The sequence below is a fragment of the Acinetobacter kanungonis genome, from assembly GCF_009939195.1.
GTDB classification, from domain to species: Bacteria; Pseudomonadota; Gammaproteobacteria; order Pseudomonadales; family Moraxellaceae; genus Acinetobacter; species Acinetobacter kanungonis.
Map to the genome: position 1 here is coordinate 184,687 of NZ_JAACKC010000002.1, position 16,238 is coordinate 200,924.

Annotated in this window: 13 protein-coding genes and 1 tRNA gene; 9 read left to right on the plus strand and 5 right to left on the minus strand. The window is 45.4% G+C overall.

Annotated features, from left to right (window positions below; genetic code table 11):
• The first annotated feature begins 42 nt into the window (after nucleotides 1–42).
• The 4 genes from GWK51_RS05050 (at nucleotide 43) to GWK51_RS05065 (ending at nucleotide 7,150) form a co-directional block, all read left to right on the plus strand.
• Nucleotides 43–1,260: an efflux RND transporter periplasmic adaptor subunit gene (locus tag GWK51_RS05050; protein WP_161932923.1), complete on the plus strand. Its 1,218-nt coding sequence runs from the start codon at nucleotides 43–45 to the stop codon at nucleotides 1,258–1,260.
• 11 nt (nucleotides 1,261–1,271) lie between these two features.
• On the plus strand, nucleotides 1,272–4,424 hold the full coding sequence (locus tag GWK51_RS05055) for an efflux RND transporter permease subunit (RefSeq protein WP_161932924.1): 3,153 nt from the start codon (nucleotides 1,272–1,274) through the stop codon (nucleotides 4,422–4,424).
• Nucleotides 4,421–5,806 (plus strand): efflux transporter outer membrane subunit, encoded by a 1,386-nt coding sequence (locus GWK51_RS05060; RefSeq protein WP_161932925.1) that lies wholly within the window; start codon nucleotides 4,421–4,423, stop codon nucleotides 5,804–5,806. Before GWK51_RS05055 ends, GWK51_RS05060 begins: the two co-directional genes overlap by 4 nt.
• A gap of 63 nt (nucleotides 5,807–5,869) precedes the next feature.
• A complete protein-coding gene (locus GWK51_RS05065) occupies nucleotides 5,870–7,150 on the plus strand; it encodes an NAD(P)/FAD-dependent oxidoreductase (protein ID WP_161932926.1) in 1,281 nt (426 codons plus the stop codon).
• A 109-nt stretch (nucleotides 7,151–7,259) separates the two neighbouring features.
• Here GWK51_RS05065 and GWK51_RS05070 read toward each other — a convergent pair.
• Nucleotides 7,260–7,350, minus strand: a tRNA-Ser gene (locus GWK51_RS05070).
• A 123-nt stretch (nucleotides 7,351–7,473) separates the two neighbouring features.
• On the opposite strand from GWK51_RS05070, the gene GWK51_RS05075 reads away from it, so the two are divergent.
• Complete coding sequence (locus tag GWK51_RS05075) at nucleotides 7,474–9,351, plus strand: potassium transporter Kup (protein WP_161932927.1); 1,878 nt, start codon at nucleotides 7,474–7,476, stop codon at nucleotides 9,349–9,351.
• Nucleotides 9,352–9,440: 89 nt separating this feature from the next.
• On the opposite strand, the gene GWK51_RS05080 is transcribed toward GWK51_RS05075, so the two are convergent.
• The gene (locus tag GWK51_RS05080) at nucleotides 9,441–9,887 is read right to left on the minus strand and encodes a hypothetical protein (RefSeq protein WP_161932928.1); all 447 of its coding nucleotides are present in this window, start codon (nucleotides 9,885–9,887) and stop codon (nucleotides 9,441–9,443) included.
• 247 nt (nucleotides 9,888–10,134) lie between these two features.
• Here GWK51_RS05080 and GWK51_RS05085 point away from each other — a divergent pair, with 247 nt between their 5' ends.
• Nucleotides 10,135–11,211, plus strand: a complete 1,077-nt coding sequence (locus GWK51_RS05085) for a DNA/RNA non-specific endonuclease (protein ID WP_161932929.1) — start codon at nucleotides 10,135–10,137, stop codon at nucleotides 11,209–11,211.
• A 43-nt stretch (nucleotides 11,212–11,254) separates the two neighbouring features.
• Nucleotides 11,255–11,500, plus strand: a complete 246-nt coding sequence (locus GWK51_RS05090) for a hypothetical protein (protein WP_161932930.1) — start codon at nucleotides 11,255–11,257, stop codon at nucleotides 11,498–11,500.
• Between the two features lie 59 nt (nucleotides 11,501–11,559).
• Here the strand turns inward: GWK51_RS05090 and aqpZ are convergent, their stop codons facing one another.
• Both aqpZ and GWK51_RS05100 read right to left on the minus strand, forming a co-directional pair.
• Nucleotides 11,560–12,249, minus strand: coding sequence for an aquaporin Z (gene aqpZ, locus GWK51_RS05095; protein WP_161932931.1), 690 nt, complete (start codon nucleotides 12,247–12,249; stop codon nucleotides 11,560–11,562).
• Between the two features lie 126 nt (nucleotides 12,250–12,375).
• The gene (locus tag GWK51_RS05100; protein ID WP_161933070.1) at nucleotides 12,376–13,383 is read right to left on the minus strand and encodes an AraC family transcriptional regulator; all 1,008 of its coding nucleotides are present in this window, start codon (nucleotides 13,381–13,383) and stop codon (nucleotides 12,376–12,378) included.
• Between the two features lie 101 nt (nucleotides 13,384–13,484).
• On the opposite strand from GWK51_RS05100, the gene GWK51_RS05105 reads away from it, so the two are divergent.
• Nucleotides 13,485–14,141, plus strand: coding sequence for a sterol desaturase family protein (locus GWK51_RS05105; RefSeq protein WP_161932932.1), 657 nt, complete (start codon nucleotides 13,485–13,487; stop codon nucleotides 14,139–14,141).
• A 274-nt stretch (nucleotides 14,142–14,415) separates the two neighbouring features.
• Here the strand turns inward: GWK51_RS05105 and hisF are convergent, their stop codons facing one another.
• The gene (gene hisF / locus GWK51_RS05110) at nucleotides 14,416–15,174 is read right to left on the minus strand and encodes an imidazole glycerol phosphate synthase subunit HisF (protein WP_100241251.1); all 759 of its coding nucleotides are present in this window, start codon (nucleotides 15,172–15,174) and stop codon (nucleotides 14,416–14,418) included.
• 113 nt (nucleotides 15,175–15,287) lie between these two features.
• Here hisF and GWK51_RS05115 point away from each other — a divergent pair, with 113 nt between their 5' ends.
• Entirely contained in the window at nucleotides 15,288–16,238 is a 951-nt protein-coding gene (locus GWK51_RS05115) for a homoserine kinase (protein WP_161932933.1), read from the plus strand.

The window sequence follows — 16,238 nt, forward strand, 5'->3', positions numbered from 1 at the left end:
CTTAACTAAACTAATTAGTTAAATTATTAAGGGTTGATTGATGTGAATACGCGAATCGGTAAAGTTAAAACCAAACGCTCGCTACTCGCGATCATGCTGATGGGTTCGGTGGCAGCGCTGGGCTTAAGTGGTTGTGGCGAACAAACAGCAGAACAGACAAAGGTGAATGAAACGGCACAATTGCCTGAAGTGAACGTGATGCTCGTCAAGCCACAAGTGGTGGAAAATAATGTGGAATTGGCGGGTCGTGTCAATCCCTATGAAATTTCAGAAGTACGCCCTCAAATTCGCGGCATTATTTTAAAGCAGCTGTTTAAAGAAGGCAGTTATGTGAAAAAAGGTCAGCCGCTGTTTGAAGTTGACTCAAGAAGCTACCGTGCGGACACTTCAAATGCGCAAGCGACAGTAAACCGTAGCCAAGCCAATCTAGCGGTCTTGCAGACCAAGTTGAATCGTTATCAGCAGTTGGTGAATATCGATGCGGTCAGTCGACAAGAATATGATGATCTTGTGGCACAAGTAAAATTGGCACAAGCAGATGTACAAGCATCTCAAGCCAATTTGCAAAATACCCGCATCAATCTCGATTACACCGTCATTAAAGCACCGATTTCGGGGAAAATTGGACGTAGTCGCTTTACTGCAGGTGCCTTGGTCACCGAAAACCAAGCTGAACCTTTAGCGGTCATTCATAAATTAGATCCGATCTATGTCGACATCAATCAATCCAGTGCAGAGCTGCTGCGTCTTAAAAGCCAATTAGAAACAGGCGAAATGTCAGCCAGTTCAAGTCGCAATGTCAGTTTGCGCCTTGAGGATGGTTCAACCTATCCAATTCAAGGGCAGTTAACCTTGTCTGAAGTGGCGGTAGACCCGAATAGCGGAACTTTAACCCTACGCTCGACTTTCCAGAATCCGAATAATGTGCTGCTCCCAGGCATGTTTGTGACTGGAGTAATTTCTCAGGCCAGTTATAACAATGCATTTTTGGTGCCTCTATCGGCTGTGATGCGTGAACCAACAGGCGATGCCTTTGTCTATATTTTAAATAAAGACAATGTCGTGACCCAAGTCAAAGTCAATGCAGTTGCCTCGATGAACAATCAATGGATTGTGACGGATGGCTTAAAAGATCAGGATCGGGTAATTTTACAGGGGGTAGCCAAAGTCAAACCTGGAACTCAAGCCAATGCCAAAGTGCTTCAAGAGCCGCTAAAAAACACCCCAGATGCCCTCGCGGCGCCAGTCAATAAAGAATAAGGAAGCACACAATGTCCAGATTCTTTATTGACCGACCAATTTTGGCATGGGTGATTGCCATTATTATTATGCTGTTGGGGATCTTGTCGTTAAAAGGCATGCCGGTTGCCCAATATCCCACCATCGCCGCGCCGACGGTAACCATTTCTGCCGTGTACCCCGGTGCTTCTGCTAAAACTGCCGAAGATACTGTGACTCAGATTATTGAACAAAAGATGACGGGTTTAGACGGTTTGCGCTACATGAGCTCAAACAGTACCAGTGATGGTTCGGTGTCCATTACCCTGACCTTTGAACAAGGGATCGATCCAGATATTGCTCAAGTTCAGGTACAGAATAAGTTATCTGCCGCTGAACCGTTGTTACCTGCCGATGTTCAACGTCAGGGGGGCACAGTGACCAAAGCAGGGGCGAGCTTCTTGCAGGTCCTGAGCTTTTATTCACCCGATGACAGCTTGACCGAATATGACATTACCGATTATGTGAAATCGAATATTGTCGATCAGTTGAGCCGTGTTCCGGGGGTGGGTGAAGTTCAGACCTTTGGTGGTTCCTATGCCATGCGTGTCTGGTTAGACCCACAACGTTTGAATAGTTATAGCCTGACGCCTGCCGATGTAAACGAAGCGATTCGTGCGCAAAATATTCAGGTAGCAGCAGGTCAATTGGGCGGTGCACCAGCCTTAAATGATCAAGCCATTAATGCAACGGTGAGTGCACAAAGTTTATTACAAACCCCAGAACAGTTTAGACAGATTTTTCTCAAGCAGAATGCCGACGGTTCTGTGGTGCGTTTAAGTGACGTTGCGAAAGTTGAAATTGGAACAGATAGTTACGATTTTAAAGCGCGTTACAACGGTAAACCAGCAGGCGGTATTGCGATCAAGTTGGCGACAGGTGCCAATGCGATTGAGACAGCTGAAGCCATTAACCAGAAAATGGACGAGTTACGTGTCAATTTCCCTGACGGCTTCAAAGACACGATTGCCTATGACACCGTACCGTTTGTGAAATTGTCGATTGAATCGGTGGTGCATACCCTAATTGAAGCCGTTGTTCTGGTGTTCTTGGTGATGTATCTGTTCTTACAGAACTGGCGTGCCACCATTATCCCAACCTTGGCCATTCCTGTGGTGGTGTTAGGTACATTTGCTGTCATTAACTTATTCGGCTTCTCTATCAATACCTTAACCATGTTTGCCATGGTACTGGCGATTGGTCTCTTGGTCGATGATGCGATTGTGGTGGTGGAAAACGTCGAACGTTTGATGCATGAAGAAGGTTTGTCGCCTGTTAAAGCAACACGCAAATCCATGCAACAAATCTCAGGCGCATTGATGGGGATTACCTCGGTTTTGGTGGTGGTATTTTTACCGCTCGCGTTCTTTGGTGGATCTACGGGGGTGATTTATCGTCAGTTCTCCGTCACGCTGGTGACTTCTATGGCACTGTCGTTACTGGTTGCGATGGTCTTTACCCCAGCCTTATGTGCCACCATTTTAAAACCGTTAAAACATGGTGATACTCAACCGAAAAAAGGCTTCTTTGGCTGGTTCAATACTGCATTTGAGCGTTCAACCGAAAAATATTCCAATAATATTGCACGCATGATGAAACGTGCGGCGACTTTTGTGTTGGTTTACGCTTCGATTGTCGGCGTGATGGCCTTTGCCTTTATGAAATTGCCGACAGGCTTCTTACCTGATGAAGATCAAGGTGTAATTTTTAACTTGGTGCAATTACCACCAAATGCCTCACTGAACCGGACCAACCAAACCTTAGACTCGATGACCCAATACTATATGGATCATGAGAAAGAGAGCGTGGAGTCTGTGCTGACCGTGGCGGGTTTCAGTTTCACCGGGATCGGTCATAACTCGGGTATTGCCTTTGTGAAGTTAAAAGACTGGGCAGAGCGAAATACAGAAGAGACCCAGATTGGCAGTATCTTGGCACGATCGAATGAAGCCTTTAGCAAGATTAAAGATGCCTCTTATGTTTTACCGTTAATTCCACCTGCCATTCCTGAACTGGGAACCGCTACAGGCTTTGATTTGCAGTTGCAAGATAAAGCAGGATTAGGGCATGAAAAAATGATGGCTGCACGTAATCAATTGCTGGCATTGGCAGCTCAATCAGACAAAGTGGTTCGTGTCCGTCCAAATGGTCAGGAAGACAATGCACAATACAAAATCTTTATTGACCAAGCACAAGCGGGTGCAATGGGCGTTCGATTCTCTGAAATAAACCAAACCTTATCGAGTGCATGGGGTGGAAGCTATATTAATGACTTTATCGACCGTGGTCGTGTCAAAAAAGTCTATGTGCAGTCTGAATCTGAAAGCCGCATGATGCCTGAAGATTTGAACAAGTGGTATGTCCGTAATATTCATGGCGAAATGGTGCCGTTCTCCTCGTTTGCCACAGGCAAGTGGGTCTATGGATCCCCGCGTTTAGAACGTTTCAATGGACTTTCTTCTCTGAATATTCAGGGTGAACCTGCTCCAGGCGTGAGTTCGGGTGAGGCCATGGCAGAAATGCAACGACTGGCGCAGCAGTTACCTGCAGGCGTGGGTTATGCGTGGACGGGCTTGTCTTTGGAAGAACAAGACTCGGGTAGCCAAGCACCTGTGCTGTATGCACTTTCACTGTTGATTGTCTTCCTGTGCCTCGCAGGTCTATATGAAAGTTGGTCGGTCCCTTTGGCGGTGTTATTGGTGGTGCCTTTAGGGGTGATTGGTGCAGTGGGCCTGACCATGGTGTCTGGATTAAATAATGATATTTATTTCCAAGTGGCAATTATTGCAGTGGTTGGTCTGTCTGCGAAGAACGCCATCATGATCATTGAGTTTGCCAAGGACTTGCAGGAACAAGGTTATTCACTGATTGAGTCGAGCTTGACCGCAGCGAAATTACGTTTGCGCCCGATTATTATGACCTCGCTGGCCTTTGGTCTGGGTGTGGTGCCTTTGGCGCTGGCAAATGGCGCAGGTTCAGGCAGTCAAAACGCCGTGGGTATTGGGGTCTTGGGTGGTGTGATCAGTGCCACAATACTCGGCTTGTTCTTTATTCCTCTGTTCTATGTCTGGGTCAGAAGCATCTTCAAATATAAACCGAAAGAGGTTGAAGCTGATGATGTTTTGGTGAAGGAGTCTAACTCATGAAACTGTCGAAATTGACTTTGAGCCTGCTGTTCGCGGTCTCTGCCAGTGGACTGGTGGGCTGTCAAACCTTGAATAGCAAATCCCTCAGCCAGCCTGATGCTAATATTCCTGCTGCCTTTGTAGCGGGGTCGCCAGAGGCGAGCAATGCGGTGATTTTAGAAGGCTACCAAAAGTTTTTTAATCAGCCTGAACTGGTTTCAGTGATTACACTCGCTTTGGAATATAATCGTGATGTGGAATCAGCACTGCTCAATATTGAACGTGCTAAAAACCTGTATCAAATCAGCCAAAACAATCAATTGCCAACGCTGGATGGTCACGCGGGTTATAGCCGTGGTGAACAATTGGGAATGAATCAACCCGCCAGTTCAAGTAACTTGAGTGTGGGGGTGACCGCCTATGAATTGGATTTCTTTGGTAAAACCAAAAATCTAAAAGAAGCAGCATTGAATCAATATTTGGCTTCTGATGAAGCCATGCAAACGGTACAAATCAGTCTGATTGGTGAAGTTTCCAAAGCTTGGTTGGCGATGGCTTATCATCAAGATCAGTATGAAATTGCGCGAAACACCATGCTGCTACAAGCGAAATCTTATGACCTCAATAAGAAAAAGTTTCAGGCAGGGGTCATTTCTGAAGTCGCGGTACGTCAGTCTGAAACCTTAATGCATGCGGCTGAAGAGGACATGCTGACCATTCAGACCCAAATCAAGCAGGATCAAAACTTAATTAACTTATTGGCTGGAACCAGTGTTCCAGAAGCGTTGTTACCGAAAGTGAAAGTTTTACAAGTCACATCGTCTGATTTAAACCAAGTGGGTTTACCCAGTGATTTGTTAATCAATCGACCTGATTTGAAACAGGCGGAATTTCAGTTGGCAGCTGCGGGAGCCAATATTAATGTGGCGCGCGCAAAGCTATTTCCAAGTATTTCGTTGACTGGCAGTGCGGGTTTTGCTTCCACAGATTTGTCCGATCTGTTTGATAAGGGCGTGTGGAGCTTTGGTCCGCAGATTGACATGCCTATTTTTGACTACGGGACTCGTAAGAAAAATTTAGCCATCAGCAAAATCGACTATGAAATCCGCTTAGCGGAATATGAAAAGTCGATCCAAACTGCCTTTAAAGAAGTTAACGATGTCTTGGTATTTCGGGCATCGATCGACAGCCGAGTCAAGGCTCAGCAGCAGCTGGTACAAGCTTCTCAGGTGACTTACAACCTCGCCCAAGCCCGTTTTAAAGCGGGTATCGATAGCTATTTCAATGTTTTAGATGCACATCGCAGTCTTTATGCGGCACAACAGGCTTTATCTGATTTGCAACTGCAAAAAGTAAGTTCTGAAGTGGATCTGTACAAAACTTTAGGTGGCGGTTTGTCCTAAGCAAATGAAATGTGAAAGGTCGTTCGGCTTTTTACATTTCAATATCAAATTGACGAGTAAGGTATGAAAAATATTGTGGTCGTGGGTGGTGGTGCTGGTGGATTGGAATTTGTCACCCAGCTTGCGGAAGCTTTGAAAAAAAATGACGATGTATCAATTACCCTGATTGATAAACTCGCTGCGCATATGTGGAAGCCACTGCTGCATGAAGTGGCACTGGGCACCTTAAATATCGAGCAGGAACAAACCAACTATTTTCTGCATGCAAAAAAACATGGTTATCACTTTATTCAAGCAGAACTGATCAGTATTGATCGTGAGTCGAAAACGATTCAGATCAAAACTCAACATCGCACCGAAGCGAATGAGTGGGTCAGCCGTACGGAGCAGCAGGCTTATGATGTTCTGGTCTTGGCACTGGGAGCAAAGTCCAATGATTTTGGAACACTGGGTGTCAGAGAGCATTGCTATTTTTTAGATGATATTGAGCAAGCGCAGAAGATTCATCAAGACATGATGTTGGCTTATCAGAACTCACAGCAATTGCAGCATGAACCTGTGGTCAATATTGCCATTATTGGCGGTGGGGCGACAGGCGTCGAGTTTGCAGCGGAATTGGCGCAAGTTAAACATACCTTATTTGATTATGGCTTTGAGAAAATCAGACCTGAAAATATCAATATTCATGTGATTGAAGGTGGAAGCAGAGTTCTGAATGCCCTGTCAGAACAAGTTTCGGAACGTGCAGAAACGGTGTTGTCGCAGTTGCAGGTCAATCTGTTAACCAATCATCGTGTCAAAAGTATTGAACATCAAAAGATTCATTTTGCGGATGGAACGACTTTACATGCGGACTGCATCATTTGGGCAGCAGGTGTGAAAGCACCGAAAGTCTTGGAACAGCTAAACGGTTTTGAAAAAGACGGGATCCACCGTTTAAAAGTACATGCAACGCTACAAACTTTCACTGACCCCAATATTTTCGCAATTGGAGACTGCGCTCATTGTCAATTAGACAGTAAAGAAAATCCCTTGGGTGCGCGAGCACAAGTGGCGAGCCAACAAGCGGAGTTCTTGGTCAATGCGGTGCTGTGCCATCTGAAAGGGAAAACAATCCCGATGTTTAAATTTAATGAAAAAGGGACTTTGGTTTCGCTGAGTGAGTCTGAAGCCGTGGGGCAAATTTTAGGAAATACGCTGGTACAAGGTCCTTCTGCCCGAATCATGTATCGCTCTTTGTATCGGATTCATCAGAGCAAAATTCACGGTGTGGGAAAGACATTATTGATTACGGCAAAAGATGCTTTTGCCCGACAAGTGAATCCTCGAATTAAGTTCTTTTAAGGGCTTAACCCAATGCATGATGTTGGGTCTGCTGGATCAAACAAAAAAGGCTTAAACCCTTTAGGTTTAAGCCTTTTAAGACATCATGTGACTGCATGATCATGAATCTTGGCGGTGAAAGAGGGATTCGAACCCTCGAAACGCTATAAACGTTTACACACTTTCCAGGCGTGCTCCTTCAGCCACTCGGACACTTCACCATTGGAGCGCGATAATAGCCAAAAAAAGACAGTCTGCCAAGTCAGAAACAATTGATTTGCAGAAAAAGATTTTTCTTAATGATAATATGGCACAAAAATACTGTTCCTTTTTGAAGACAAAATATGCAAAGTTCTGCAAAAAAAGCCGCATTGCCTGCGATAACCTTGGCAGCATTAGGGGTTGTGTTTGGGGATATTGGAACCAGTCCGCTCTATGCATTGAAAGAATCATTCCATGCTGCACATGGATTGGGGATTAACCCAGAGAATGTCTTGGGTATTTTGTCGATTATCTTTTGGACAATGACACTGGTCATTACCATTAAGTATGTCGCGATTGTCATGCGTGCAGACAACAATGGTGAAGGCGGTATCATGGCCTTGCTTGCTTTGAACCTGCGCAATACCAATTTTAGTGACCGTAGAAAACTGCTCTTGATCGCCATTGGCTTTATTGGTGCCTCACTGTTCTTTGGGGATGGCATCATTACGCCTGCCATTTCGGTGCTGTCAGCGGTAGAGGGTTTATCCATCGCGACAGATGCGCTGGATCCTTATATTGTGCCGATTGCGATTGCCATTGTGACCACCCTGTTTGTGATGCAAAAACATGGGACAGCCTTTGTTGGAAAGTTCTTTGGTCCACTGACTTTATTGTGGTTCTTTTCTTTAGGCATACTGGGAATTTCAAGCATCATTCAGACACCTGTAGTTTTGGGCATGCTGAGTCCGCACTGGGCAATTCAGTTTATTATTAACCATCCATTAATGACGTTTTTCATTATGGGTGCGGTGGTGTTAACCGTCACAGGCGGCGAAGCACTCTATGCCGATATGGGACATTTTGGTCCTGTTCCGATTCGTTTGGCATGGTTTGTTGTGGTGTTACCGTGTTTGCTGCTGAACTATGCAGGGCAAGGTGCCTTACTACTACGTGATCCGAATGCGATTGAAAATCCATTCTATTTATTGGTGCCTGAATGGGCACTGTATCCGATGATTTTCTTGGCCACCATGGCAGCGGTCATTGCTTCGCAAGCAGTGATTTCTGGGGTGTTTTCATTGGCACGTCAAGCTATTCAACTGGGCTATTTGCCACGTCTGAACATTAAGCACACCTCAGACTCAGAACAAGGGCAAATTTATGTGCCCTTACTGAATTGGGTGCTGTTGGCAGCGATTATTGTCCTGATTCTGATTTTCCAAACCAGTTCGCGTCTATCTCATGCCTATGGTTTGGCCGTGACCATGACCATGCTGTGTGACACCTTATTGATTGCGGTGTTTATTCGTTATACATGGAAATGGAGCAAGCTGAAACTGGTGTTACTTATCACGCCATTTTTGGTATTAGATCTGGTTTTGGTGAGCGCAACATCGCTGAAAGTCCTTTCAGGCGGTTGGGTACCATTACTGATTGGTGGTATCGCATTCATGCTGTTAATGACATGGAAAGATGGTCGTGAACTGACCTTTGCCAAGTTACAGCAAGATACGCTTCCGCTAGACTTATTTGTGCAAAGCATTGGTGAGCAGGCAAACTGGGTTGAAGGTGAGGCGGTATTCCTGACCGGTACGCCAACCGTGGTGCCACATGCCATGTTGCACAACATGAAGCACAATAAGGTTTTGCATCAAAAGAACATCATTCTGACGGTTAAAATTCAGGATGTACCTTATGTTGCCGATCAAGATCGGTTCCACGTGGAAATCATGAATCAGCATTTTTATCGCGTTGAATTGTTCTACGGTTTTAAAGATGAAATGAATATTCCACAAGCACTTGAAGCCGTTTATCAAGCGATTGATCTGGAATATAACCTTATGCAGATCAGCTTCTTTGTATCGCGTGAACGGATTATCAGTACTGTGGGTGATGGTTTGGCGCCGTGGCGTGAAAAGCTGTTTATTTCCATGCAGCGCAATACCAGTCCAGTCAGCGACTTCTATAAAATTCCGCCAAACCGCGTGGTGGAATTGGGGAGTCAAATTGAAATCTGATTGAACTGATTCTTTCAGATAATTGAAAAAACCAAGGCATAGACCTTGGTTTTTTTATGCTTATTTCAATGTAGGCAGTGCCACGCCGTTTATTGTGCAGGCAGGCTTTGGTTCTCTGTCGGCATAGGTTGTACTTGCAGATTTTGCTCGGCCTCTGGCTGATCGCTGCTTGGAATTTCAGCTTCTGCGGCATTGACTGGATGTGCTGCGGAAGAGTCGAGTTGCGGGGCAGAAGACATGGATGGACTTGGGGATACTGCGGTTGAGGCATCTGATGATAGATCCGCTGTTGCTGCTGGGCTTGGCTGTACCGAGCTATTCTCAGGGTTAACTAAGCGCACCTGTCCAGATTGAACCAACTCTTGAATGGAGCCTGGCTGTCCATTAATACTGGTTGTAATTTTGGCTTGTGACAGGCTTTCTAAGGTTTCGCCTGCTTGCACAGCGGGTTCTGCAAACGCAGTAACATTCACAAGACCCATCAATAAACCACAGGCCAAAACTTTTGCAGCAACTACATGATTTGAAGACATCATTACTCCGTCTTTTATTCTTACCGTTATTTGTGCATCTACCTTGGCATATTCAAAATTGACCTGACAATCGAATCTACCCAATTGCATCGATAAGCCATTCAAAAGCCTGACGAAATCAGACAATTTGTTACAAGTACTACCTGCATGTCATGTTTTTGTAGAATTGTTAAACGATCAGTCACATCTGGATATACTTCTACAGAAGGGCTTTGTTAAGCTCCTGCAAAATCAGTCGTTTGATAAAGTAATGGCAAGTAAAAAACGTAGTTCTAAGCAATCCTTTCCGTGGTTTTTTAATCAGCACAGTTCCAAAGTGGTGTTGGGGGTGGTTGCAGCAGGCAGTTTTGCCATTGCCTTTGGGCAAGAGCGGATTAGTCAGTTCTTGTCTTTACCCACTGCATCGAATTCGGCATGTTTAGACCAGTTTTATCGAGATGTACCCCCGTATTTAAATAGAGAAAGCCTGAAAAAGCAGAGCTATGCCCTGTGTTTTAATGGCTTTAATGTCATGTATTCCGGAGTGTCGAGAACCCCGTTGTGGGTGGCTGAAGCGTTAACCCCTGCGCGATTGAGCCAGAAAATTCCGCGTGAAGACAGCTTCCATGAAGAGGAGCGAATTCCAGCGCAATATCGTGCCACCTTGTCGGATTATCGAGGTTCAGGGTATGACCGTGGGCATATGGCACCAAATGCCGATATGCCGAATAAGACATCGCAGTTTGACAGTTTTTCTCTTGCCAATATGGTGCCGCAAGCACCGAGGAATAATCAGGAAGTTTGGCGCAAACTGGAAGAAGCGACTCGTGCAATTGTGACCAAACATCAGACCGATGTGTATGTGGTGACAGGTCCGACCTTTACCAGCAAAACGCTGAAAGTGATTGGGCAAGGGGTCATGGTGCCGACCGCAGTGTATAAAGCGGTGTATATTCCAAAAACGGGTGCCATCGGGGTGTATTACGCGCCAAACAACAATTCACAAGAGGTGAAAATTGTCAGCGTCTGTTATTTGGAAGAGCAAATTGGGGTAAATTTATTCCCGCAGTTGACCGAAGAGCAAAAGCGCAATACCTATCAGTTGCCCCTGACGGCCAATGCGGTGAAAGCCAAACAGGAAATTGCCTATTCGCACTGGGATGCGGAAAGCCAATGTGCGGAAGATGTCTCTGCGGATCAGATTCAAGCAGCGCAACAAAGCTTCAGCTCAGGCAGTAGCAAGGCAGCCACCAGCTCAGTCCCAAGTTTAGATGCAGGGACCCAAGATGCGATTGTGAAACAGTTGATTGAAGCCTTGTTGCAGTATATGTTGCAATTGGTGAAGTAAAAAACAGCACACATTCATTTGCCGCATTTACGCCGAGGTGGCCATGTTTAAACCTTTTGAAAATGAGACTGAGTCCCATGCGATTCATGATTTGACCTTAGAAAATCAGCTGGATCGGATCAATATTTATGGCAATTTGCAAATTGCCAAGGATCAGGCTGGTTTGGCGGCAGCCAAAGTGTTGCAAGCCTATCTAAATGCCATTGTGATTCATCTGGAAGCAGAAACAGATTTGCCGCAACAGCTGAATGATGCGGCAACTCAGGAAGTGGAAAACCCGTTTTTATAAGTGGATAGATCCAATCAAAGCTCGTCGATGCAGATCACATCGACGGGCTTTTTTTCATTTCAGCTTTTGCTTTGTGCGACAAATTTGTAGATCAGGCTGCCAATTACGGCTCCGAAAATCGGAGCCAGCCAGAACAGCCAGAGTTGGTGCATGGCAGCAGTTTCTGCAAACAGTGCAACCCCAGTACTTCGTGCGGGGTTGACCGAGGTATTGGTGACAGGAATACTGATCAGGTGTATCAGCGTTAGCGCCAGACCAATCGCAATTGGGGCAAAACCCGCAGGTGCGCGTTTGTCGGTCGCCCCCATAATCACAATCAGGAAAAATGCAGTTAGTACCACTTCAATGATAAGTGCCGAAAGCAAGCCATAGTGTCCAGGGGAAAGCTCTGCATAACCGTTACTGGCAAACGAACCTGTGCCCGCAAAGTCGGCTTGTCCTTGTGCAATCAAGAACAGTATAAAAGCCGCCAGCACCGCACCAATCATTTGTGCCGCCAGATAAGGCAGTAAATCTTTACCATCGAAACGCTGACCGACCCATAAACCAATACTGACTGCGGGATTGAAATGTCCTCCTGAGATATGTCCAAAGGCATAAGCGCCCGTGAGCACCGTCAGACCAAAGGCGAGTGCGACACCCGCAAAACCAATGCCGAGTTCAGGAAATGCTGCGGCAAAAATTGCACTTCCGCAGCCACCAAACACCAGCCAAAATGTGCCAAGCAGCTCGGCAAGATATTTATTCATCGTCATCTCCACGGTTTTTTATTGTGGTTAATTTTTGTTCTAAAGTATTACGTCTTATCTTTAACGATTAATTTAAGATTACTCAATGTAAAAATGATTAAAAAATGTGCTTATTTTTATAAATACTTATATTGCTTGAAGATATAGTTTGCGGAACTGCTGCGGTGTTTGCCCTGTCCATAATTTGAAGGCGCGCTGAAATGCACTTTGTTCAGAGTAGCTTAAAAGTAGCGCGATTTCCTGCAAGCTCAGGTGTGGGTCTTTGAGATATTGTTCTGCCAGCATTTGACGCACCTGTTGGGTACGTTGCTGGTAGCTGCTGCCTTGGGCCTGCAAATAGCGTTGTAACTGTCGTACTGAAATATTCAATTGCTGGGCGATGACTTCAACTTGATACTGGTTTTTTTGCAAACCAGACAGAATCAATTGCTGCAAGCGGTGGTCGAGCTGGGTCGAATGCGGGAGTTGCTTAAACAAGGCTTGCGCTTGTTGCATTAAAAGTTGTTGTAAGGTGTGATCCCCTTGTTGTAAGGGTTTGCTTAATTCGGCAAGCGGTAGCAAGACTTGCGTGGCAGGCTGTGAAAAGCGCACCTTGCAATGAAAAAACTGCTCATACAGGCGGCTATTTTTCGGAGTAGCGTGACGAAAATGGACTTCATGTAGCTGAATGGGATTCGCTGCCATATTCTGATTCAGAAACTGGATCATCAGGGCAATCGCAATCTCATCGGTGAGTTGGGTGGTCAGGTGCTGTGGCAGCTCGCCCCAACGGATACACAAATAGTCGCTATGGCTTTCAACTTGTAGTGGGCTACCATCATAAATTAAGCGATGGAAGTCATGATAGCGGTTTAGGGCTTCCCCGAGCGTGTCACAAGCCAGTGCCAGATAAGCCAGAATACCCAAATGTTTGGCTTGCACAAAAGCCGAGATTTCCAGCCCCAGTGCAGGCTCAGGCACTTGCTGCTGTAAATCATGTAATAAGGCATACCAAATGCGATAGTCAAAGCGCTCTAGATTCTGCACTTTTTCCAGTTGTGGCGAAGTGGTCAGTCCTTTGGCTTGGCTGTAGCAATAAAGCAGGTGCCCCAATCCACCATAGACTGAACCTGTGTAATCATTCAGGGTATGCATCATCTGTTTTTGTTGTCGTGATTTGTCAATATTAAGCGTGTTGATGGTCAATATTTATCACATTCAGTTTTCTATATTCAAGCCATGAAAGGAGAATTTACATGTGGAAAGGATTTTTAGCAGGACTGGTGGTCGCCAATGGCTTTGAGTGGGTGGCACATAAATATTTGTTACATGGCACTCATCGGGCAGGAAAGCCGCGTTATAGCCCTGTGCCTTTAAGTATGAAATCACATTGGGAACATCACCGCGAAGTGCGCAAACAGCAGTTTCATGATGACAGCTATGTGGAAGGTTTAGCGCATTGGCGTACCAAAAATGAAGTGATGTCCTTGCTGGTCGCCGCAGGGGTGAGCAGTGCCTTATTTTATCCTCTCTCGAAAGGCATGGCTGCGGCTGCCGTGTATAGTGCCTGCAATTATTTTTATATTCACCGTCGCGCGCACTTAGAGCCTGAATGGGCGATGAAAAAGATCCCGTGGCATTATGATCATCATATGAATGCCAATCAGGATGCCAACTGGTGTGTGACCAAACCATGGTTTGATTATGTGCTGGGTACTCGAGTCATTTCGGCAGAAAATTTACAAGAGCAGAATCCGTTGGGCGTGACTTTACCCTCATTCATGGCAAGCCGATTGAATCAACTGTCGCAACGTTATTTCCCTGCCCAGTGGGTTGAAAAAAACCATCACGGCCTTGCCAGCCCACAGCAAAAACCAGTAGGGGAATCAGTAGAATCTGCGGAGTTGTCGTAATTGGTCAATAATTTTGTCGGCTTTGGTCAATACTCGCGAGGAAATCTCACCTAAATTAGCTCTATTCATTGCTTGATTTCCATTGCAACGAATATCTGTATCTCGTTTTAAGTTGTTGAAGTATTTGAGCCAAATCAAGGGCAATTCAGTTTCTTGGTTTATAGGGAGTCGTCAAGACTCCTTTTTTTTTTGCTTTGATTTTCGCGAGCACGGGCGGCAATAAAAAAGGAGTGCATTCAGCACTCCTTTGAACAGCCAGATGGATGCGTTGTGTTTAGAGACGCATTTCAATGCCTTGCGCTGCTAAATATTGCTTGGCTTCAGGAATGGTGTGCTGACCAAAGTGGAAAATAGAGGCTGCCAATACTGCATCGGCACCACCTTTTAAAATGCCATCTGCCAAGTGCTGCAATGTACCGACACCACCAGACGCAATGGTCGGGATGGTCACACGGTCATTAATCGCGCGCATTAAGCCAAGGTCATAACCTGCTTTGGTGCCATCGGCATCCATTGAGGTAATCAGTAATTCACCTGCGCCGTAGTCCGCCATTTTCACAGCCCATTCAATCGCATCAATGCCTGTCGGTTTACGACCACCGTGGGTGAAAATTTCCCATTTGTTTTCACCCGTTTTTTTCGCATCAATCGCAACTACAATACATTGTGCGCCAAAGCGTTGCGATGCTTCTTGAACAAATTCTGGATTGGTGACTGCTGCCGAGTTAATACTGACTTTATCTGCACCTGCATTGAGCAATAAACGGATATCTTCAACTTTACGGACACCACCACCCACAGTTAGTGGAACGAATACGCTTTCTGCCATACGTTCTACCGTGCGGTACGTGGTGTCGCGTCCATGATGTGTAGCAGTAATATCAAGGAAGGTAATTTCATCGGCACCTTGTTCGTTATAGCGACGGGCAACTTCAACAGGGTCACCTGCATCACGAATATCAAGGAATTGTACACCTTTCACCACACGACCGTTGTCGACGTCGAGACAAGGAATAATACGTTTAGCTAGCATAATTTTTTCCAATAATTACAGCCGATTATGAAACTCACCTACACAAGCGCTACACCTTGGTAGATTGAAACGGTATTCTATCAAACTTATGTAAGATTTTTCGCAGGTTTTCTATGTCGGTTTATACCACTTTGACTTTAAAGGAAGTTCAGGACTTCGCAGCCCCTTATGGATTAGAGGTGATTGACCTGATTCCCATTCAAGGAGGTATTCAAAATACAAACTATTTTCTGGTCTGTGAAGACCACAGCCAATATGTATTAACCGTGTTTGAAGAAATGGATCAGCATGGGGCGGGCGAAATTGTGCCCATCTTAGAACATCTCGGACAGCAAGGCTTGCCTGTACCTGTACCCTTAAAACATGCAGGTCAAGCGATTCATTTTATTAAACAAAAACCTGCACAGATTGCTCCGCGTTTAATGGGAAAACACCCGATGCCTGCCACTTTGGCGCAGGTAAAAGCCATTGCGGTGGCGCAAGCCAAAATGCATGTGGCATTACAGAATTTTCCTTTGGAACGTGCGCAGTACCGTAATCATCAGTACTGGCGTCAGGTGTCGCGTGAAATTAAACCGACGTTAAATGCTGCGGATACGGCATTACTGAATGAATTGTTGGGTGTGTATGATGCCATGACTGAGGTGTATCCAAACCGACCAAAAGGCTTTATCCATTCAGACCTGTTCCGTGACAATACCTTATTTGAAGGTGAACAGCTCAAGGGCATTCTCGACTTTTATGAATTAAACAAAGACGAGCTGTTGTTTGATGTGGCAATTACCCTGAATGATTTCTGTACGGTTTATCCAGAAGTGCATTTAGATGAAGAAAAAGCGCTTGCGTTCCTGAATGCCTATCAAACTGTACGTCCGCTAACGGAAGATGAAAAAGCCTGTCTGGAATTGTATTTGGCTATGGCAGCAGGGCGTTTCTGGATGATGCGTTTACAAGTGGCACAGAAAAATGCGGCTGAAGGACGCACAGGCGATGATATTTTGCAGAAAAATCCTTTAGAAATGCGTAATATGCTGATTGAACGCTTAAAATTTGTAAACGGTTAA